A 22,601-nucleotide genomic window follows, 5' to 3' on the forward strand; every position below is an offset into this window, starting at 1 on the left:
AATACTGACAAAACACACAAATATTTCCCAGAACTGAGATTGAACATTATGTTTAAATTTAGTTTTGGGAAATATTTTTTTGATACTTTTATCACAATTTAGTCACAATCTCTGCCTATACTGATAACATACAAGAAAAAGAAAGGCAAAACGGATCACATAAAAACAATAATTTATCAAAGAAAAGAGGTAATGAACCATGTTTGATAATGAAAATACTAACGATCAGCAGATGGGCACAAATTCATCTGAGCCTGCAAACAACACAAGTTACGGCCAGAGCAATAATGGCAGTTTCTCAGGAAGTTCCTATAACGGAGCACCTTCCGGAAACTATAATTCAGGAAGCTATAACTCCGGCAACTATAATTCAGGCAGCTACAGCCAAGGAACCATGAACGGAAATTACGGTTCAGCTAATCCCGGAACACCGAATTATACAACAGGCGGTCAGGGAAGCTATAACGGCGGATCCTATGGCACATACCAGTATGGCAGCTATCAGCCCGTAGGCGGAGCACAGCCTCCAAGAAAAGGCGGAAAGGGTAAGAAAGCAGCCATCGTAATCGCAGCAACACTTATTCTTGCACTTGGACTTGGTGCCGGATATTACAGCATGACAAGGATCAGCGATAAGCTCATTGAAGCTAAGGGCGATGAAGATGATGATGAGATCGCTTCAGCAGATGAGACAAACGAAGATGTTATTGAAGATGCTGATGAGGATGCAGCAGATGCTTCTGAGGAAGATGCTGATGTTATAGGTGATTCCGGAGACACAGGAATCGCTTCAACCGGTGTAGTATCAGATTCTGCGATCATTACAACAGATGTTACTCAGGTGGTTGCAAAGGCAATGCCTGCAATGGTATCCATCAATAACAACTACACTCAGTCAATGTCTTATTTTGGACAGAAGTACAGCCAGGAGCTTACAGCATCAGGATCAGGCTTCATAGTTGGTACAAATGATACAGAGCTTCTCATAGCAACAAACTATCATGTAATTGAAGGTGCAGACACACTTGAGGTTCAGTTTGTAAATGAGAAAACTGCAAATGCTGAGGTTAAAGGTACTGATGCAAATATGGATCTTGCTGTAATAGCAGTAAGACTTGAGGATCTTGAAAGTGATACAAAATCTGCTATAGCAATTGCTGAGCTTGGCGATTCAGATTCTCTGGTACTCGGCGAACCCGCTATCGCTATAGGTAATGCACTTGGCTATGGTCAGTCTGTAACTACAGGTGTTATAAGTGCAATTAACCGTGTTATCCAGTTGGATGATTCTAAAGAAGGCACATTTATCCAGACCAATGCCGAGATCAATCCCGGTAACTCAGGCGGAGCACTTCTCAATATCAAAGGTGAGGTAGTAGGAATTAACTCAAACAAGATCGGCGGCGATACTGTAGAGGGTATGGGATATGCTATTCCGATTTCTACAGCAAAGCCTATCATTGAGCAGCTTATGACAGAGAAGACCCGTGCAAAGGTTGATGAGGATTCAAGAGGATACATCGGAATTTCAGGTGTCAGTGTTACATCAGAGGTTTCACAGATGTACGGACTTCCTTTAGGAGTTTATGTTGCAGCAGTTTCTGAGGATGGTGGTGCTAAGGCAGCAGGCATTGCAGAGGGCGATATCATTACCAAGTTTGATGGAAAAGAGATTTCATCAATGGCGGATCTTCAGAACAGACTTGCATATTATGAAGCAGGAGAGGTTGTAACAGTTACAATAGAAAGACAGTCATCCGGCGGATATCAGGAGCAGGAGGTTCAGGTAACTCTCGGAACAAAGCAGACTGTAGAGGATGCTAATCAGAATGGAACTGAGGGTAAGACCTATGACGGAGAGCCCAAAGAGGATGCAATACCTGAGGATGGCCAGAATAATGAAGGTGGCCAGAACGGTGAAGGCGGTCAGAACGGTGAAGATGGCATGAACGGCGGAGATTTCGATATGTTTGAAAATCCCTTCGGCTTCCAGTTTAACTTTGGTAACTAATTGATAATTGAATCCCCAAAATAAGAAAATATCAGAATGCCCCACTACAGTGCATGTAGCGGGGCATTTGACTTAATTAAAATTTAATACACATTGAAGCGCATTTGATGTACACTTAAATTGAATTAATGCGATTAAATCGAAGCGGGAAGTAATTTTGAGATGATAGAAAGTTACGAATACAATAAAGAGCACAACACGATGAATCCGAGAGTTGCTTTTGCAACAGCTGCATTTATCATTAGTTTGATATCGGCAGCACTTTTACTCAGTGTATATTTTGCTATAATTCTGGGCGGAATCGCTATCGTGATGGCACTTCTATCAAGAGACTCTTCCGGAAAGCTCCTTCCTCAGGCCAGAAGGGCGATAATTTTTGGCTCGGTAGGGCTTATAGGCGGGTATTTTTTACTGGTTCAGGCAGTTATTTCCATGTTTGTGGATCCTGAAGTAAGGGCCCTGGTTAACCAGTATTCACTTGCTATCAGTGGCGAGAGTTTCGATGATACTATTCAGGATTTGGAGAATAGTTTAGGAATTAAATTTGATTAAGTTTTGACGGAGATTGGCAGAGTGGGGGACTGCATAGGTACAGCTTTCTAGAGCCGCAGGATATATAGCGGAGGAAGGAGTGCTTATGAGTGGAATAGGTGCAATAGGATTTGGCGGCGGATACGTGCCGGGCTTTGGCTATCCCATGGGAATAGGCGGAGGAACCGGAGCTTCATCAGTGGGGGCTGAATCCAAGATTACTCTAAATCCCGGTGAAAGTGTTGAGAAGAGACCGGGGCTTAGATCTTCACCGGCAGAATGTGAGACCTGTAAAAACCGTAAATATCAGGACGGTTCTGATGAGATGGTCTCATTTAAATCGGCTGCCCATATTTCTCCTGAGGCTGCGCCTTCAAGGGTAAGAGCCCATGAGCAGGAGCATGTTTCCAATGCTTTTAAGAAGGCATCAGAGGGTGACGGTAAAGTCATCCAGGCTTCTGTAAAGCTTACTACTGCTGTGTGTCCTGAGTGTGGCAGGACATACGTTTCAGGCGGTTTGACCACAACACAGATTATGTATAAGAATGAGGACAATCCTTACCAGAAAAATAGGAAAGGTGCAGATGCGGCAGGTCTCGTAGGTGCCAATTTTGATGCAGGTGTTTAAAGCATTGGGATTGTCTGTGGAAAGGAATATATGAGACAACCCAAGAATGCAGACATGGTGAAGGCGACAGCAAGGGAACGTCTTTACGGACAATATGGCACTACGATCGGTGCTGCTATTCTTTTTGCGGCGATTCAGCTGATAATTTCAAACATTGTAGTAGTAATGGTCAGCCCCAGTAATATTCTGACATATATCATTTATTTATTGTCCCTGTTTTTGGTGGACATCTTTTTGGGTGTCTTCTATTCGGGAATGGCATATCTTTACATGAACGTCATTTATGCTCAGCCGGTTTCTGCCAAGGATTTCTGGCACGGCTTTGCAAGTCATCCTGATAAGGCGCTTGTTTTGCAGATACCTTTTTCTGTGGCATATATGCTTCAGTCAGTACCGCTGTCTGTATGGCTTAATTTCTACAGAGAATCCGGAAATGTGATGATGAGAAATATCCTTATCGCCATAGCAGCGGTGGGATTAGTGCTGATGATAGCCTTCAATCTGGTATTTTCACAGGTATTTTACCTGCTTCAGGATTTCCCTGATAAATCCCCTGAGGATATTTTCAGAATCAGTGCAGACCTTATGAATGGCAACAAATTCAGACTCTTTAAGCTTTATTTGAGCTTTATTCCGATGATTATTCTTGGAATATTGACGTTCTTTATCCCGCTTTTGTGGGTTAATGCCTACATGGAGGCTTCACAGGCCGCGTTTTACCAGGACCTTATCGCGGTTTCTTCACAGAACAGCATGGAATAAAAATACGGAGATTGTATTAAAATATGGACTTAATTGATGCTATTAAAGCTATAGATAAAACCCATGAGGATGACGTTTTAAAAAGACTCACAACTGTTTGGGGAGATTCCTTAAAAGAAGACGAGGTTTTGCAGGAATACCCAAGACCCCAGTTTAAAAGAGAAAGCTACATCAACCTCAATGGAATTTGGGAGTATGCTTTTTCAAACAAAGAGATCATGCCTGCTGCAATGGAAGGGAAAATTCTTGTTCCATTTTCACCGGAGGCAATTCTTTCAGGCGTTGAGAGACAGTTACAGCCGGATGAGACTCTCTTATATAAAAAGGAACTTAAAGGAATCCGCATTCCTGATGCAGACTCCAGAGTTCTTCTTCATTTTGGTGCAGTTGATCAAAAAGCCATTGTTTTTGTAAACAACGTACCTGTCGGCGCGCATCTGGGCGGCTATTTACCATTTACAATCGATATCACGGATTCACTTGAGAAATCGGAGGATGATCCCCTTTCTCTTTTTGGCGTGCTTACCGTTTTTGTAACTGATGACAGTGATACTTCATATCACAGCAGAGGTAAGCAGACCTTAAAGCGCGGCGGTATGTATTATACAGCTCAGAGCGGAATCTGGCAGACTGTGTGGATTGAGGTTGTTCCAAAGCTTCATATCACAGCCTACAGAATTATTCCGGACAGGGATCTTGCCCATGTGAATATTAAGATTTTCACAAATGGAGAGACTAAGGTTAAGCTTAGCGTAAAAGCAGCTGACAATGAGACTTTGATAGCTGAAGTTCAGGGGGATACCGTACCTGTAAGAGATGAGGGCAAACGTCATTCTCCTCACGAGCTTGGCAGATATTCACCGGATCTTGAGGATGGACACAGATCATCCCATGTTTACAGCTGCAGGATAAGCATTCCAAAGCCTCATCTGTGGAGCCCCGAGGATCCTTATCTTTATAACCTTGAAATAGAGGCAGAAAGCGATAAGGCAGAGTCATATTTTGCGATGCGCTCCTTTACAAGGCAGTTTGACGAGCAGGGTAATCCCAGATTTTTCCTGAATAATAAGCCTTACTTCTTAAACGGAGTTCTGGATCAGGGCTACTGGCCTGACGGACTTTATACGGCACCTTCTGATGAAGCACTGATTTTTGATATTGTAGAGATGAAGAAGCTTGGTTTTAACATGCTTCGTAAACATATAAAAATTGAGGCTGCCAGATGGTACTACCACTGCGACAGACTTGGCATGGTGGTGTGGCAGGATATGGTCAGCGGAGGCTCATCTTACGCAAAGCCTGTTGTCAGCTACCTTCCGACGCTGTTTCCTGATGTGTTTGGCAGAATGCCGGATGGCCCCGTAAACTACAGGATGTTTTCAAGAGGCTCTGCGGATGGCAGAAAAGAGTGGACCCACGAAATGGAAGAGACCATCAAGACTCTTATAAATGTGCCGAGTATAGCTGTATGGGTGCTTTTTAATGAAGGCTGGGGACAGTTCAATGCATCTGCAGCGACTATAAATGCAAGGCAGTTCGAGGACGGAAGGCTTATAGATCAGGCCAGCGGATGGTTTGATGAAAATGGCGGGGATTTCAGAAGTGTTCACAACTACTTCAGACCCCTTGAGGTTATTAAAGATAAGCATAGACGAGCCTTTGTGATTTCCGAGTATGGCGGATATACCTGCTATATTAAGGGACACAGCAGTGTGGACAGGATTTACGGCTACAAGAAATACGATTCTCCAGGCAGCTTTGCCAGGGCTTACAGAGACCTTATGAAGCTTGTTACAGAGAATCTGAAGGCAAAAGGCCTTGCCGGTGCTGTTTATACCCAGCTTTCCGATGTGGAGGAAGAGGTAAACGGAATTCTGACTTACGACAGAAGGCACAATAAATTAAAGCTTGCCGGAAACCACAAAGCCACAAAGAGATAATATCTATGCTATAATTGACCTATTAAAAAACGCGGAGGAATAAACAGAGTATGGAAAACAAGAAGGCGGTTGTTTCACTTGGACATGAGGCACTTGGATATACCACTAACGAGCAGAAGGAAGCCGTTGGTGTTACAGCTAAAGCCCTTGCAGATCTTGCTCAGGCAGGATATCAGCTTAATATTACACACAGTAACGGACCTCAGGTCAGCATGATTCACAAGGCTATGACAGAGCTTCGTAGAATTTACATCGATTACACACCTGCTCCCATGAGTGTCTGCAGTGCAATGAGCCAGGGCTATGTTGGCTACGACCTTCAGAATTCCCTTAAGAGCGAGTTGACAAGTCGCGGAATATCAACCCCAGTGAGCACAATCCTCACACAGGTTACGGTAGATCCCTATGATGAGGCATTTTATGCACCCACCAAGGTTATCGGAAGATATATGTCCAGAGAGGATGCGGATAACGAGATAAAGAAGGGCAACTTCGTACAGGAGGTTCCGGGAAAAGGCTTCCTTAGAATCGTAGCAGCACCAAAGCCCATAGACATTGTGGAAATTGATACAATCAGAACTTTGTCAGATGCAGGACAGATAGTTATCGCCTGCGGCGGTGGCGGAATTCCTGTAATTCAGCAGGGACATGTGCTTAAGGGTGCATCTGCTGTAATCGAGAAGGATGCAATTGCAGGAAAGCTTGCTACAGACCTTAAGGCGGATAAGCTCTTTATCTTTACTTCAGTTCCATGCGTTTATAAGGATTTTGAAAAGGATACTCAGACTCCTATAGAGAAAATGACCGTAAGCGATGCAGAGAAATACATCAGTGAAGGACAGTTTGGGGAAACAAATATGCTACCCAAGATAGAGGCTGCCATAGAGTTCCTTAAGAGTAATCCGGAAGGAACTGTTCTGATAACATCTCTGTCTGAGGTAGCAAATGCATTAAAGGGTAAGGCAGGAACATGCATTACTGCATGACATCGTGCCTGATCTCGATCTGAGGAACGCCTTTACCTCGGATATAATCTCCGGTAATGGTTACGTGTCCGATGTTTTCATCCTTTGGTATCTCATACATTATATCGAGCATGAATTCTTCAATTATGGCCCGGAGCGCACGCGCTCCGGTGTCTTTTTCTAAAGCCTTTTCGGCAATAGCTTCAAGAGCATCGTCATTAAAATCAAGTTTTACTTCATCCAGGGCAAGGAGCTTTTGATACTGCTTCAATATAGCATTCTTGGGCTCTTTCAGTATCTGGATAAGCATATCCTTGGACAGACCTTTAAGAGTACAGATGATGGGCAGACGGCCAAGGAACTCGGGGATCATTCCGAATTTCTTAAGATCATCGACAGTAACCTTGGTGATAAGGTCAGGGTCTTTATCCCACTTATCCTTAAGATCTGCATCAAAACCTATAGAAGTCTGTTTGTTCAGACGCTGTTTTATGATCTCGTCAAGATCCGGGAAAGCTCCGCCGCAGATAAAGAGGATATTTCTTGTATTAACTGTAGCCATTGGAACCATTGCGTTTTTGCTGCTGGCGCCTACAGGCACTTCTACATCAGCACCTTCAAGAAGTTTAAGCATTCCCTGCTGAACAGATTCACCGCTTACATCTCTTGAAGTGGTGTTCTTTTTCTTGGCAATCTTATCTATCTCATCTATGAAGATGATGCCCTGCTGAGCCTTGTCTATATCGTTGCCCGCAGCAGCAAGGAGCTTACTCACAACGGATTCGATATCATCACCGATGTAGCCTGCCTCTGTAAGGGATGTGGCATCTGTTATTGCCAGTGGCACATCCAGAAGTCTTGCAAGGGTTTTTACAAGATATGTCTTACCACTTCCTGTGGGACCGATCATGAGGATATTGGATTTCTCGATCTCTATGTCGTCCATGGTGCCTGTTGTAACTCTCTTGTAGTGGTTATATACCGCTACAGATATTATCTTCTTTGCCTGTTCCTGCCCGATAACATAATCATCAAGCTTTGCCTTTATTTTGTGAGGAGCAGGGATGTTTTCAATGCTAAGCTCCGGCTTTACTTCCGGCTCTTCTTTTTTCTTCTTGATCTTCTGGGAGTTGGGAATTCCTCCTGTTCCCTGGAAGTTAGAAAAGTCCATGAAATTCAGCCCCGGCATGCCGGTGTGTTTATTAAGTTCGTTCATGAGAGTAGGATTATTCAAAAGATTCTGATAATCGAACTGGCTGACCGTATCCATGGTCTTGTGCATGCAATCATCGCATACGCAGATTCCGTTAGGAAGATGGAACATCTTGCCGGCCTTACTCTCGGGGCGTCTGCACATGAAGCAGACATCTTCGTATTCGGGCTCTTTCTTATCGTTATTTTCTGTATTTGCGTTTCCGTTAATCTCGTCGATGTTGTTATTATTCTGATCGCTCATAGCTATTCTCCGTTTCTGTTTATACCAACTTAGATTATATGCGCAGCTTTCGGTATCTACAAGTGAAGAAAATATAAACTCATGGGTTTAGCTTTTAACATTGAATTGTGCTAAACTTAAACAGAGAAGAAAGAAGGTATTTAGAAATGGCAAAAACTACAACTAAAGACATGACGGAGGGGTCAATCATCAGGCAGATAATAATGTTTTCTCTGCCTCTTATGTTTGGAAACATATTCCAAATGCTCTACAACACGGTGGATTCCATCGTAGTAGGAAATTTCGTAGGAAAGGAAGCACTGGCGGCGGTTGGATCAACCACAATGATCGTGAACATGCTGGTGTTTTTCTTTAACGGCTTTTCAATCGGCGCAGGTGTCGTAATCTCCAGATATTTTGGAGCAAAAGAACATGACAGGCTCCATAAAGCTATTGAGACCACCATGGCGACAACATTTATATTCTGTGTTCTTTTCACAATAATAGGAACTCTCGGAGTCGTACCGATGCTGAAGTTCATGGCTACGCCGGATGACGTAATGAACGATGCTACAATTTACTTAAAGACTTATTTCCTTGGATTTGCGGGACTTCTTATCTATAACATGGGAAGCGGAATTCTACGCGCAGTGGGCGATACTACAAGGCCGCTGATGTTTCTCATTCTGACAAGTATCATGAACATTATCCTGGATCTGTTTTTTGTAATAGGGTTAAAGGCGGGAATAGCAGGCGTTGCCTACGCTACTATAATCTCACAGGCGATATCGGCTATTCTTATTCTTGTTTTGCTGACAAGTGCAAATGATGTGTACAAGTTCGTGTGGAAGGACATTACGCTGGATCCTGCAATACTAAAGATGATCTTTATGGTAGGACTTCCTGCGGGAATTCAGTCTGTCATCACAGCCTTCTCCAATGTTTTCGTGCAGTCCTATGTCAATCATTTCGGCTCAAGCTGCATGGCGGGATGGAGCAGCTACAACAAGCTTGATACATTTATCATGCTTCCAATGAGCAGCATGGCTATGGCGGCTACAACCTTTGTCAGCCAGAATATGGGTGCAGGGAAAAAAGAGAGAGCAGCAAGAGGCACAAGGACGACCGTTCTTCTGGCATCAGTGATAACCGCCATAATAGCACTGTTTTTGTATGTTTTTGCAGAACCTGCCATCAGGCTCTTTTCACAGGACATGTCCGTTGTGGAATACGGCGCGCTTTTCATTCATGCCAATGTATTTTTCCTTATTGCAAACTGTGTAAACCACACCCTTGCAGGAGCACTGAGGGGCAGAGGCGATTCCAAGGGACCTATGGTCATAATGATCCTGTGTTTTGTGGTGATCAGACAGATTTATCTTTTCGTGGTCACAAGATATGTGGCAAATACTGCGCTGCTTGTGGGACTTGGATACCCTGTTGGATGGGTTAGCTGCTGCATAGTTGAGGTATTGTACTACAGAATAAAGTGGGCGAGAAAAATAGAAATGGCAGCCGCTTAAATTTAACCGGAATTTATAGTATAGTAATACAATAGATTACTGTTTTTCTTCAGAAAAACGGGAATGCATTTCAATCTAGATCAAGGAGTACTACATAAATGGATATTTTACAGAAGATCACTGAGGAGCTTGACGTAAAAAAATGGCAGGTTGAGGCAGCCGTTGGACTTATCGACGAGGGCAACACCATACCGTTTATTTCAAGATACCGTAAGGAGGTCACAGGCTCACTGAATGACGAGCAGCTCAGAACTCTCGGTGAGCGCCTTTCATATTTGAGAGGACTTGAGGAGAAAAAGGAGCAGGTACTTGCCAGCATTGAAGAGCAGGGAAAGCTGACAGATGAGCTTAAGGAAAAGATCGTAGCTGCCGAGACAATGGTAGCTGTTGAGGACTTGTACAGACCTTACAGACCAAAGAGAAAGACCCGTGCTTCTGTTGCAAAAGAGAAGGGACTTGACGGACTGGCAGATATTATCCGTGCCCAGGAGACCACTAAGACTATAGTTGAAGAGGCAACTCACTACGTAAATCCCGAGAAAGAGGTTAAGAACATCCAGGAAGCAATCCAGGGTGCTATGGATATCATCGCTGAAGAAATTTCCGATGATGCCGATTATCGTAAATACATTCGTGAAGAAACCTGGAATCAGGGCTTTGTTACATCAACTGCCAAGGATGAGAAGGCAGAGAGTGTATATGAGATGTACTATAGCTTTGAGGAGCCTGTAAATAAGATTCTTGGACACAGAGTACTTGCTCTTAACAGAGGTGAAGCTGAGAAATTCCTTACTGTTAAGATAACAGCTCCCGAGGAGCAGATTTTAAGATACCTCGAGACAAAGACCATAACAAAGGATAATGCCGAGACAACACCTTTACTTAAGGCTGTTTGCAAGGATTCCTATGACAGACTTATCGCTCCCGCAATTGAGAGAGATATCAGAAACGAGCTTACGGAGAAGGCTGAGGACAGCGCCATCACAGTATTTGGCAAGAATCTTGAGCAGCTTCTCATGCAGCCTCCCATCGCAGGAAAAACAGTTCTAGGTTGGGACCCTGCTTTCAGAACAGGCTGTAAGCTTGCAATCGTTGATGCTACGGGAAAGGTTCTTGATACAAAGGTTATCTATCCCACAGCACCTCAGAATAAGGTAGAAGAGGCCAAGGCAGAGCTTAAGAAGCTCATCAAAAAATATGACGTGGATCTTATTTCGGTTGGTAACGGTACTGCTTCAAGAGAATCAGAGCAGGTAATTGTTGAGCTTATAAAGGAACTGGATAAGCCTGTTCAGTACGTTATCGTTAATGAGGCAGGCGCTTCAGTATATTCTGCAAGTAAGCTTGCAACAGAGGAGTTCCCTCAGTTTGATGTGGGACAGAGAAGTGCTGCGTCCATCGCAAGAAGACTTCAGGATCCTCTTGCAGAGCTTGTTAAGATCGATCCTCAGAGCATAGGTGTCGGTCAGTATCAGCATGATATGAACCAGAAAAAGCTTGGCGAAGCCCTTTCAGGTGTGGTAGAGGACTGCGTTAACAAGGTAGGTGTTGATCTTAATACTGCATCAGCACCGCTACTTACATATATTTCCGGAATCAGCAAGGTAATCGCTAAAAATATCGTAGATTACAGAGAAGCTAACGGTAAGTTTGAGAGCAGAGATCAGCTCCTTAAGGTTCCGAAGCTGGGCCCCAAGGCCTATGAGCAGTGCGCAGGATTTTTAAGGATCCATGACGGGAAAAATGCTCTTGATGACACAAGCGTACATCCCGAGTCTTACGAAGCAGCGGAAAAGCTCATGGACAAGCTTGGACTTACCATGGAAGATGTCCGTGAAGCTCAGAAGAAGACCGCTAAGGATATAAATGCTGCAAAGAAAAACGATGGAAAGGCTGACCAGAAGCCTGCTAAGAAGCAGAAAAAAGAGCAGAAGGTTTTCATAAAAAATACAAGCACAGCAATGGGTGCAGCCCTTGCAGCAGCTCTAAACGGAACAAGCCTTGGCTCTGACTCAGCTCAGACATCAAATGAGAAGAGTCAGAATAATGGTGCTGCAAAGGATAATAAGGCAGCAGTTGGCGGAAGCCTCCTTAAGAAGGTTGGAGATAAGAAGAAGCTCGCAGAGGAGCTTGGCGTAGGTGAAATCACACTTACAGATATTCTCTCAGAGCTTGAGAAGCCTTCAAGAGATCCAAGAGAGAGTATGCCTGCGCCTATCCTTAGAAGCGATGTTATGGATATGAAGGACTTAAAGCCCGGAATGATCCTTAAGGGAACTGTGAGAAACATCGTGGACTTTGGCGCCTTTGTTGATATAGGTGTTCATCAGGACGGTCTTGTACACATTTCTCAGATTACAGACCGCTTTATAAAGCATCCTCTTGATGCTGTAAGTGTCGGAGATATAGTAGATGTGCAGGTTATCGAGGTTGATCTCAAGAAACAGAGAATCGGTCTTACTATGAAAATTAACAAAAAGTAAGAAACTTTCTTTATGCCTGATGGATTTATGAATGAGTTTTTCAGAAAAGAGAAATTTATTCAATAACCCTATTGCAAGAATGAGATTTATATAGTATTGTATCTCAAAGATATGAAAATTCCATATTGTAATTTTCTCTTATTCAGAGTGGTGGAGATACATAGGATCTGTGAAGCCACGGCAACCCCGGACATCCGGAAGGTGCCAACCTGAGCGTAGTGAGTAAGTGACCCTGTACCGCATTGCTTTATATTAGCGGTAGGATCTGCGAGCAATAAGAGGATTTGATTATCTGTTATCAGGTCCGCTTGGCTTCGCGCAAAGCGGACTTTACTAATTAATTTTTTCAGAGCGCAAAATGCGCAGAAAGGATTTTCAAATGAGCGAAAAGTTTATTTTCACTTCCGAGTCAGTTACTGAGGGACATCCCGATAAAATCTGTGATAACATCTCTGATGCTATCCTTGATGCATGCCTTGCACAGGATCCCATGAGCCGTGTTGCTTGTGAGACTACAGCCTGCACAGGTTTTGCGCTTATTACAGGTGAGATCACAACAAAGGCTGTTGTTGATTATGCAAAGATCGCAAGAGAGACAATCGTTGAGATCGGTTATGACAGCTCAGAGAAGGGCTTTGATGGTAACACATGCGCAGTTATGGTTGCTCTTGACCAGCAGTCAGCTGATATCGCAATGGGTGTTGATAAGGCTATCGAGGCTAGAGAGAACAAGATGACTGACGAGGAGATCGAGGCAATCGGTGCCGGCGATCAGGGTATGATGTTCGGTTATGCTACAAACGAGACAGAGGAGCTTATGCCTTACGCTATCTCACTTGCTCACAAGCTTACAAGAAAGCTTACAGAGGTTCGTAAGAACGGAACTCTTCCTTATCTTAGAGCAGATGGTAAGAGCCAGGTTTCTGTTGAGTATGATGAGAACGGCAAGCCCGTTAGACTTGAGGCTATCGTTGTTTCTACTCAGCACGATGAGAAGGTTTCTCAGGAGCAGATCCATGAGGATATCAGAAAGTATGTTATCGACGCAGTTGTAGACAGCGCTATGGTTGATGACAATACAAAGATCTATATCAATCCCACAGGCCGTTTTGTAATCGGTGGACCTCAAGGTGATGCAGGTCTCACAGGACGTAAGATCATCGTTGATACTTACGGCGGAGCTGCTCGTCACGGCGGCGGTGCTTTCTCAGGTAAGGACTGCACAAAGGTTGACCGTTCAGGTGCTTACGCAGCTCGTTATGTTGCAAAGAACATCGTTGCAGCAGGTCTTGCTGATAAGTGTGAGGTTCAGCTTTCATACGCTATCGGTGTTGCACAGCCTACATCAGTTCTTGTTGATACATTCGGAACAGGTAAGGTTTCAAACGAGGCTCTTGTAAACGCAGTTCGTGATACATTCGACCTTCGTCCTGCAGGAATCATCAAGATGCTCGACCTTCGTCGTCCTATCTACAAGCAGACAGCTGCATACGGACATTTTGGCCGTAACGACCTTAACCTTCCTTGGGAGAAGACAGATAAGGTTGACGAGCTTAAGAGTAAGGTTAACGCATAAGTCTTTTTGAAAAGGCTTCTATAATATAGTAGTAAGTTGATTTTATGACACCCACTACGCTGAGATATCAGTGCAGTGGGTGTTTTTGTATTGTTTGAAAATCCATAGAAAAATTTTTTGAAAAAATTTTGTAATCCTGAAGATTTTTTGAATCTGCCCTCGTTATATAATATGAGAGATGAAAAAAGCAGAAGGGAGGTGGAAAAAATAGACGCACAGGAAAAGTTAATACTTTGGATGCAGCAGTACAAAAATCTTATTTTTTCCATCTGCCTTAGAATGACCGGAGATTATTTTACTGCTGAAGACATAGCGCAGGAAACCTTCCTATCGGCCTATACCCATATGGATAAGTTCGATGGAACAAATGAGAAGGCCTGGCTATCGAGAATCGCTGCCAATAAATGTACGGACTACTTACGAAGCGCAGCAAACAGGGCAGTTCCCACGGCCGAGGAAGAGATGCCTGAACCCAAAGCAGGAGCCGGAATTACAAGCTCATCTGTCAGCAATAATCCTTCTGATATTTATGAAGCAGAGGATGTGATAAACAGCTTTACAAGATACTGTGAAGACCTTCCGGAGGGCTACAGTGACATTGCAAAGGAGCATTTCATAGGTGGGAGAACAGCAAAAGAGATTGCGGAGGAAAAGGGTTCGAATCTAAAAACAGTACAGACAAGGATTTACAGAGCTCGTGAGATGCTAAAGAAAAACTGTGGAAAGGAGTGGCTTGAAGCATGAATGAAGATTTTAATTATTTAAGTGATGAAGAATTGGAAAAGCTCATATCTTCAACGGAAGAATCAAGCATGGTGCAGGCTCCTCCGGATTTCGAGGAATCGGTGCTGAAGGTTATCTCCTTTCAGGCAAGGAAAAGAGAGTACGCAAGGTTCAGATTTCAGGTATGTATGGCTATGGCTGCTGCGATTCTTTTTATGTTTTTAATACCTGCCATATCAAATAGCAGTGGGGTAGCCACTATCAGAGAAAGGTCGTCACAGGCGGCTGAAGAAAATGATAGTAATACAAAGACAGGCTATGTATCGGAGTTGCTTGGTAAGCATTCGTTTAGCGATGCAGTTTCTTCTTTTGAAATAGGGAATAATTGACATAGGATGGAGGAATAAATATGAGACCAGTACAAAAGAGAGGTTTTTTCAATTTTATATGTGCGTTTTTGCCGGGTGCATCTGAGATGTACATGGGATTTACCAAAATGGGATTTAGCATGATGAGTGTTTTTATGATCAGCTTTGGGCTTATCGCCTTTTTTGATCTTAGTGATCTGTTTCTTGTAGTGCCGCTTCTTATGTGGTTTTACGGATTTTTCCATGCAAGAAATCTGACTTCCTGCAGACCGGAGCTGTTTATAAATATTGAGGATGACTATTTTTGGAACGAGCTTGTGGATGGAAAAGGACTTAAGATAAGCTCCGGAACCGCCCGTACAATAGGTGCATGGGTATTGATACTTGGTGGCATGGCTGTAATTTGGGATCTTGTATGGAATCCTATAAGTGAATACCTGGAGGAAGCACTTTCCATGGCAAATAGTCGCGGTGCTGCGTACATTCTGCATCTTTTATATTCATTCCCTAAGCTGGTTGTCGCAGTTGTCATCGTAATTGTGGGAATAAAGCTGATAATTGGAAAAAAGAAGACCTTATATCTTACAGATAACTCTATGCAGATAAGTCAGCCGATACCACAGGAAGGAGAGAGAAAGGATGCCTGAGAACAGTTATAATGTAAGGGTTCACCGTGTAGGAACTATCACAACAGGGCTGTGCTTTGTGGGCTTTGGTATTCTCTTCATTTTACATACGGCCTTTAATCTTTTCACCTATGAATGGATTCTTACTATGTGGCCCTTAATACTGATTGCTTTAGGAATAGAAATTCTTTTATCAAATAAGTATTATCAAAATTTCGTTTATGATAAAGCCGGGGCTTTTATGATAATCATTATGGGATTATTCTCAATGATGATGGCCTTTGCGGATATGTGCATGAAGGCAGGCTGGGGACAGTTTCATTCAGGCTGAGAGCTGCAAAATGAGAGACAGAGAGATTTTTGAATAAATTGCAGATAAATATTTAGAGAAAACCTTCTGATTTAGGACTGAGGATAAAACGAATTTCAGCCCTTAACGGAAGGTTTCTTATTTTATAAAAGACGTAACAGTTAGTTGGAAAAACATGGTATATTTGATAGGTGACAGTGATTTTTTACAAAATTAAATTTGCTGCGAAGAAGCAGTATCAAACATGGTTTTGACTTGAAAAAGAGGTAATTAACAGCATGGATTTACTTAAAAAATTTGTACCATATTATAAACCCTATATTGGCGTATTTTTGCTTGATCTTGTGGCGGCATCTATTTTGTCCCTTATAGATTTGGTTTTTCCTCAGCTCCTAAGGGTGCTTAGAGAGACGCTTTTCCTTGATACACCGGAGAAAATAGTAGCAGGAGTAATAAAGCTGGCGATCGGACTTCTTATTATGTATACAGTAAGGTCACTTTGTAAGCATTATGTAACCTATCAGGGACACATGATGGGAGCAAGGATGGAGTCCGGCATGAGAAGGGATCTCTTTGATCAGTTTGAGAGATTTTCTTTTTCCTACTACGACAAAAATAATACCGGCGAGATGATGAGTAAGCTGGTGTCTGACCTTTTTGATATCTCGGAGCTGGCACACCACGGCCCTGAAAATATTTTTATATCGGTAGTAAAACTGGCAGGTTCCTTCATTATTTTGATGACAATGAATGTGCAGATGACCCTTATACTTGCGGTTATCGTGGCATGCATGGCGGTCTTTTCCTTTAGACAAAACGGAATCATGAGAAGGACCTTCTTTGATAACAGAAAAAAGATAGCAGGTATCAACTCTTCACTTCAGGATACCCTTGGCGGAATCCGCGTGGTTAAGTCCTTTACGGGAGAGGATATCGAGAAGGCAAAATTCGATGAGAGCAACGAGGCATTCCTTGAGTCAAAGAAAGCTAACTACCTGACAATGGCTCTTTTTCAGTCAGGAAATAATTTCTTTGAAGGACTGATGTATATTGCAGTTATTGTTTTTGGAGGTCTTTTCATTGCAAAGGGAACTCTGTCTGTGGAGGACCTGGCGGTTTATGCTCTTTATATTAATGTATTTATAGCTCCTGTTAATGTGCTCATTGAATTCACCGAGCAGCTTCAGAAGGGGGCAGCAGGCTTCCAGAGATTCAGGGAAGTTATGGATGTTGTGCCTGAGATTCAGGATAAGCCTGATGCAAAGGAAATCACTGAGTGCGACGGAACAGTAGACTATGAGGATGTTTCTTTTTCCTATGATGAGGGCGAGGAGAGAGTTCTCAGTCATATAAATCTTCATGTGGATGCAGGAAAAAAGGTGGCGATTGTGGGCCCTTCAGGCGGCGGAAAGTCCACACTTTGCTCGCTTCTTCCAAGATTTTATGATGTAGATAAGGGAGCTGTAAAAATCGATGGCAATGACGTAAGGGATCTTACACAGAAATCTCTTCGAGGTGTCATTGGTATTGTACAGCAGGACGTGTATCTTTTTAATGGAACAATAAGAGAGAATATCGCCTATGGCAGACAGGGCGCAAGCTTTGAGGAAATAAAAGAAGCTGCAAAGAAGGCCGATCTTGACGAGTTTATCTCATCTCTTCCAAATGGCTATGACACCAGAGTCGGAGAGAGAGGTACAAGGCTTTCCGGCGGTCAGAAGCAGAGAATATCAATTGCCAGAGTTTTCCTTAAGAACCCGCCTATTCTGATACTGGATGAAGCCACAAGTGCGCTGGACAACGAGTCAGAGAAATATATTCAGCAGTCACTTGATAAGCTCTCAGCCGGAAGGACCACAATTACCATAGCTCACAGACTTTCTACTATTAGAAATGCCGACGAGATAATAGTTCTTGATTCTGACGGAATACAGGAAAAAGGCGATCACAAGACTCTTCTTGAAAAGAACGGAATCTATGCAAAGTATTACAGGATGCAGGTAGGAGAGGCGTAACACATGTCATTTGCACATTTGCATGTCCATACAGAGTATTCACTTCTGGATGGATCTAACAAAATTAAGGAATATGTAAAACGAATAAAGGAGCTAGGCATGACGGCCGGAGCCATCACGGACCACGGTGTCATGTACGGCGTTATCGATTTTTATAAAGCTGCGCTGGATGCGGGGATAAAGCCCATCATCGGATGCGAGGTCTATGTGGCTCCCGGTTCACGTTTTGAGAAGGAGACAGGGGTAAGTGAGAACAGATACTACCATCTGGTACTTCTTGCGGAGAACAACAAGGGATATGAGAATCTTTCCCATATTGTCAGCAGAGGCTTTACGGAAGGATATTATTATAAGCCACGCGTGGATCTTGAGGTTTTGCAGGAGTTTCATGAAGGCATTATTTGTCTCTCCGCCTGCCTTGCAGGTGAGATTCCCAAGGCTATATCAAGAGGCGATATAGAGGAGGCGAGGGCAGCAGCCAGAAGGTATGACGAGATTTTTGGTCACGGTAACTTTTTCCTTGAGCTTCAGGACCATGGAATTTCTGAGCAGCAGAGGGTGAACCCTGTCCTTATGGCTCTTAGTAAAGAGTTGGATATCCCCCTTGTTGCAACCAACGACTGCCACTATACCTATGCTGATGATGCAGAGGCACATGATCTTCTTTTGTGTATTCAGACAGGCAAAAAGGTAAGCGATGAGGACAGAATGCGTTACGAAGGCGGTCAGTACTACGTCAAGAGCGAAGACGAGATGCGGCTTCTTTTCCAGTATGCGCAGGATGCGATAGATAATACGCAGAAAATCGCCGACAGATGTAACGTGGAAATTGAGTTTGGCGTAACTAAGCTGCCTCACTATGATGTTCCTGAAGGCTATGATTCCTGGACATATTTAAACAAGCTTTGTATCGACGGATTAAATGAGAGATATCCCGAGGATGACGGTACCATCAGAAAACAGCTCGACTATGAGCTTTCCGTAATTCAGAAGATGGGATATGTGGATTATTTCCTTATTGTATGGGATTATATCAACTACTGCAGAGAGAATGACATAGCAGTTGGTCCGGGTCGTGGATCGGCAGCAGGCTCTGTTGTTTCATACTGCATGCATATTACAAACATTGACCCTGTTAAGTATGATCTTCTATTTGAGAGATTCCTTAACCCTGAGCGTGTGTCCATGCCCGATATAGACGTGGACTTTGAGTACGAGCGCAGACAGGAAGTAATAGATTACGTTACTGAGAAATACGGTGCAGACAAGGTTATTCAGATCATCACCTTCGGTACACTGCAGCCCAAGGGTGTTATCAGGGATGTGGCAAGAGTTCTGGATCTTCCTTATAGTACAGGAGATAATCTTGCAAAGATGGTTCCTGCTGAGCTTGGAATGAATCTTGAAAAGGCACTTTCCATGAATGCTGAGCTTAGAGGGCTTTATGACACAGATCCCCAGGTTCATCATCTGATAGATATGTGTAAGAAGCTTGAAGGACTTCCCAGACATACATCAATCCATGCAGCGGGCGTTGTTATCTGTTCTGCTCCTGCAGAGGATCTGGTGCCTCTTTCAAGATCTGCTGAAGGAAATATCACAACCCAGTTTACAATGACCACTATTGAAGAGCTGGGCCTTCTTAAGATGGACTTCCTTGGACTTAGGACCCTTACTGTAATTAAGGATGCAGCCAGATTTGCCAATGAGACCAACGGTGCAAAGAAGGGTGATCCCAATTACATCGATATAGACAGTCTTGATTATAATGATGCTCAGGTTTTTGATGCCATAGGAAGCGGACACTGTGAAGGTGTGTTCCAGCTTGAAAGTGCGGGAATGACCTCTTTCATGAAGGAGCTTAAGCCCCAGAACTTTGAAGATATTGTAGCGGGAATTTCTTTGTATCGTCCCGGCCCTATGGACTTTATCCCCAAATATATAGCGGGAAAACAAGATGCAAAGAATATTACATATTCAACAGACCTGCTTGAGCCAATTCTTTCTCCTACCTACGGCTGTATCGTATATCAGGAGCAGGTTATGCAGATAGTGCAGAAGCTTGGCGGATATACACTTGGAAGAGCGGACCTTGTTCGAAGAGCCATGAGTAAGAAAAAGCAGCATGTCATGGAGGTAGAGAGGGAAAACTTCGTAAACGGTAATGCCGAGGAAGGCGTTCCCGGTTGCGTTTCCAAGGGAATTGATTCAGCTGTCGCAAACCAGATTTATGATTCCATGATGGATTTTGCAAAGTACGCATTTAACAAGTCTCATGCAGCCTGCTATGCAGTTGTTGCCATGCAGACAGCCTGGCTTAAATACTACTATCCTGTAGAATTTATGGCAGCCCTTATGACCTCTGTCATAGATAACCAGGCAAAGGTATCCTATTACATTATGACCTGCAGAAGTATGGGAATAGATATCCTGCCTCCTGATGTAAACGAGGGCTTTTCCGGATTCTCCGTTGCAAGATATTCAGATGACGATGAGAGCAAGGATGAGCGATACAGGGGCAAGGCCATTAGATACGCTCTCACATCTATAAAGGGTGTCGGAAGACCTATAATTGAAAGCATAGTCAGAGAGCGCGAAGTGGGCGGAAAATTCAGAAATCTGGACGATTTCCTTAAGCGTATGACCGAGTCAGGAGATGTAAATAAGCGTGCTGTTGAGAATTTCATAAAGGCAGGTGCGTTAGACAGCCTTGGAGGAACCAGAAAGCAGTTCATGCATGTATATGCAAGAATGATGGATCAGCTCCACGACCGCAATAAGAACAGCTTTGCAGGACAGATGTCGCTCTTTGATCTGGCGCCGAAGGAGGTTAAGGAGCAGTTTGAGATAAAGCTTCCGGATGTTGGCGAGTATCCAAAGGATATGATACTGGAATTTGAAAAAGAGGTTCTTGGCATCTATGTATCCGGCCATCCACTCGAAGAATACGAGGCTATGTGGAAAAAGCACATTACAGCCACAACCACGGATTTTTATATCGACGAAGATACCGGTATGCCGTCCATTAAGGATGGTCAGACAGTAACCATCGGCGGTTTAATAGCAGATAAAACAACGAAATATACCAAGAATGATCAGCTTATGGCCTTTATTACTCTGGAGGATCTTGTAGGAAGTGTGGAAGTAATCGTATTTCCCAAGACCTATGAGGGTAATGCAGGCAGACTTAGTCAGGACGCCAAGGTTTTCATACAGGGAAGAGTATCGGCAGAGGAGGATAAAGAGGCTAAGCTCATAGCTTCAAAAATCACTATGTTCGATGAAATTCCAAGAACTGTATGGATCCAGTTTGCGGATATGAGTGACTATGAAGCCAAGAAAGGTGCTCTTGACGGGCTTCTTGATGCAAAGAAAAAGGTTCCCGGTGCAAGGGACAGTGTTGCCATATATCTTAAGGATACCAAACAGATTAAAAAGCTGCCTTCTTCGAGCAATATCAAGGCCGATGATGAGACGATTGAGAGCCTAAACGGAATATTTGGTGAAGCAAACGTAAAGATTGTCTAAATTCTTAGGTTTAGAGCCTCACAGATATTGCAGTTGAAAAAAAATTGCGATAATATAATAAACGTAAAAAGAGAATATTTTTTAGGCAAAGAGGTAATACCGATTATGGCAAAAGAGATAAAAACAATTGGAGTTCTTACCAGTGGTGGTGATGCTCCGGGAATGAACGCAGCAATTCGTGCAGTTGTAAGAAAGGCCCTTGCAAACGGTCTTAAGGTAAAGGGTATTAAGAAGGGCTATCAGGGACTTCTTAATGAAGAGATCTATGACATGGACCGCAGAAGCGTAGCTGATATTATTCAGCGAGGCGGTACAATCCTTGGAACTGCTAGATGTATGGAGTTCACAACCGAGGCTGGTCAGAAGAAAGGTGCCGAGATCTGCAGAAAGCATGGTATCGATGGCATGGTAGTTATCGGTGGTGACGGTTCCTACAGAGGTGCTCAGAAGCTTTCAGCGCAGGGAATCAACACAATTGGTATTCCCGGTACTATCGACCTTGATATAGCTTGTACAGATTATACTATCGGTTTTGATACCGCTATAAATACAGCGATGGACGCTATTGATAAGATCAGAGATACATCTTCTTCACACGAGCGTGTAAGTATCGTTGAGGTTATGGGACGTCACGCTGGTTACATCGCACTTTGGTGCGCGATCGCTAACGGTGCTGATGATATCCTTCTTCCTGAGAAGTACGACTTCAATGAGCAGAGAATCATCGACAACATCATTGATAACCGTAAGAAGGGTAAGACACATCACATTATCCTTAACGCAGAGGGTATCGGACACTCAGCTTCCATGGCACGTCGTATCGAGGCTGCTACAGGACTTGAGACCAGAGCTTCTATCCTTGGTTACATGCAGCGTGGTGGTAGCCCGACCTGTAAAGACCGTGTATATGCTTCCATGATGGGATGCTATGCAGCTGATATTCTTACAGCAGGCAAGACAAACCGCGTAGTTGCTTACAGAAACGGTCAGTTTGTTGACTACGATATCGATGAGGCTCTTGCAATGAAGAAGTCTATCAACGAATATCAGTATGAGATCAGTAAGATTCTCTAATCTACATTTGCTTATTGCTCCCTTCGGAATTTTCCGGAGGGAGTTTTCTATATCATAGGTTACACAATTAAGGCAGAAGTAATCCAAGTGCAAAGGGGGAAAG

General features: G+C 43.4%; 17 protein-coding genes and 1 riboswitch. Of the genes, 16 read left to right on the forward strand and 1 reads right to left on the reverse strand.

The features are described from left to right. Positions 1 to 199: 199 nt before the first annotated feature. The 6 genes from G608_RS20685 to arcC all read left to right on the forward strand — a co-directional run bounded on the left by G608_RS20685 (position 200) and on the right by arcC (position 6,858). Positions 200 to 2,011 (forward strand): S1C family serine protease, encoded by a 1,812-nt coding sequence (locus G608_RS20685; protein ID WP_051209095.1) that lies wholly within the window; start codon positions 200 to 202, stop codon positions 2,009 to 2,011. Positions 2,012 to 2,173: 162 nt separating this feature from the next. After that, on the forward strand, positions 2,174 to 2,563 hold the full coding sequence (locus tag G608_RS0109500; protein WP_026495831.1) for a hypothetical protein: 390 nt from the start codon (positions 2,174 to 2,176) through the stop codon (positions 2,561 to 2,563). Between the two features lie 85 nt (positions 2,564 to 2,648). Next, positions 2,649 to 3,170 carry a hypothetical protein gene (locus G608_RS0109505; RefSeq protein WP_026495832.1) on the forward strand — a complete coding sequence of 174 codons (522 nt, stop codon included), beginning with the start codon at positions 2,649 to 2,651 and terminating at the stop codon, positions 3,168 to 3,170. A 30-nt stretch (positions 3,171 to 3,200) separates the two neighbouring features. Continuing rightward, entirely contained in the window at positions 3,201 to 3,932 is a 732-nt protein-coding gene (locus G608_RS0109510) for a DUF975 family protein (protein ID WP_026495833.1), read from the forward strand. Between the two features lie 23 nt (positions 3,933 to 3,955). Next, positions 3,956 to 5,872 carry a glycoside hydrolase family 2 protein gene (locus G608_RS0109515; RefSeq protein WP_026495834.1) on the forward strand — a complete coding sequence of 639 codons (1,917 nt, stop codon included), beginning with the start codon at positions 3,956 to 3,958 and terminating at the stop codon, positions 5,870 to 5,872. 50 nt (positions 5,873 to 5,922) lie between these two features. After that, positions 5,923 to 6,858, forward strand: coding sequence for a carbamate kinase (arcC, locus tag G608_RS0109520; RefSeq protein ID WP_026495835.1), 936 nt, complete (start codon positions 5,923 to 5,925; stop codon positions 6,856 to 6,858). Here the strand turns inward: arcC and clpX are convergent. Then, complete coding sequence (gene clpX / locus G608_RS0109525; protein ID WP_026495836.1) at positions 6,848 to 8,293, reverse strand: ATP-dependent Clp protease ATP-binding subunit ClpX; 1,446 nt, start codon at positions 8,291 to 8,293, stop codon at positions 6,848 to 6,850. The genes arcC and clpX overlap by 11 nt on opposite strands. Positions 8,294 to 8,439: 146 nt before the next feature. On the opposite strand from clpX, the gene G608_RS0109530 reads away from it, so the two are divergent. The 10 genes from G608_RS0109530 (at position 8,440) to pfkA (ending at position 22,498) form a co-directional block, all read left to right on the forward strand. Beyond that, positions 8,440 to 9,795, forward strand: coding sequence for an MATE family efflux transporter (locus G608_RS0109530; RefSeq protein WP_026495837.1), 1,356 nt, complete (start codon positions 8,440 to 8,442; stop codon positions 9,793 to 9,795). A gap of 98 nt (positions 9,796 to 9,893) precedes the next feature. Beyond that, the gene (locus G608_RS0109535; RefSeq protein WP_026495838.1) at positions 9,894 to 12,278 is read left to right on the forward strand and encodes a Tex family protein; all 2,385 of its coding nucleotides are present in this window, start codon (positions 9,894 to 9,896) and stop codon (positions 12,276 to 12,278) included. A gap of 135 nt (positions 12,279 to 12,413) precedes the next feature. Continuing rightward, a riboswitch (SAM riboswitch) is annotated at positions 12,414 to 12,507 on the forward strand. A gap of 150 nt (positions 12,508 to 12,657) precedes the next feature. Further along, the gene (metK, locus tag G608_RS0109540) at positions 12,658 to 13,854 is read left to right on the forward strand and encodes a methionine adenosyltransferase (RefSeq protein WP_026495839.1); all 1,197 of its coding nucleotides are present in this window, start codon (positions 12,658 to 12,660) and stop codon (positions 13,852 to 13,854) included. A gap of 171 nt (positions 13,855 to 14,025) precedes the next feature. Next, entirely contained in the window at positions 14,026 to 14,598 is a 573-nt protein-coding gene (locus tag G608_RS0109545; protein ID WP_051209098.1) for an RNA polymerase sigma factor, read from the forward strand. Next, positions 14,595 to 14,966, forward strand: a complete 372-nt coding sequence (locus G608_RS0109550) for a hypothetical protein (protein ID WP_026495841.1) — start codon at positions 14,595 to 14,597, stop codon at positions 14,964 to 14,966. Before G608_RS0109545 ends, G608_RS0109550 begins: the two co-directional genes overlap by 4 nt. A 20-nt stretch (positions 14,967 to 14,986) precedes the next feature. Further along, positions 14,987 to 15,592 (forward strand): hypothetical protein, encoded by a 606-nt coding sequence (locus G608_RS0109555; RefSeq protein ID WP_026495842.1) that lies wholly within the window; start codon positions 14,987 to 14,989, stop codon positions 15,590 to 15,592. Further along, entirely contained in the window at positions 15,585 to 15,902 is a 318-nt protein-coding gene (locus G608_RS20690; protein WP_051209101.1) for a LiaF transmembrane domain-containing protein, read from the forward strand. Before G608_RS0109555 ends, G608_RS20690 begins: the two co-directional genes overlap by 8 nt. 257 nt (positions 15,903 to 16,159) lie before the next feature. Beyond that, positions 16,160 to 17,896 carry an ABC transporter ATP-binding protein gene (locus G608_RS0109565; protein WP_026495843.1) on the forward strand — a complete coding sequence of 579 codons (1,737 nt, stop codon included), beginning with the start codon at positions 16,160 to 16,162 and terminating at the stop codon, positions 17,894 to 17,896. Positions 17,897 to 17,899: 3 nt separating this feature from the next. Then, complete coding sequence (locus G608_RS0109570; RefSeq protein WP_026495844.1) at positions 17,900 to 21,424, forward strand: DNA polymerase III subunit alpha; 3,525 nt, start codon at positions 17,900 to 17,902, stop codon at positions 21,422 to 21,424. A gap of 105 nt (positions 21,425 to 21,529) precedes the next feature. Continuing rightward, entirely contained in the window at positions 21,530 to 22,498 is a 969-nt protein-coding gene (gene pfkA, locus G608_RS0109575; RefSeq protein ID WP_026495845.1) for a 6-phosphofructokinase, read from the forward strand. Positions 22,499 to 22,601: the final 103 nt, after the last annotated feature.

Origin of the sequence: Butyrivibrio sp. WCD3002, from assembly GCF_000424265.1 — a bacterium.
GTDB lineage: Bacteria > Bacillota > Clostridia > Lachnospirales > Lachnospiraceae > Butyrivibrio.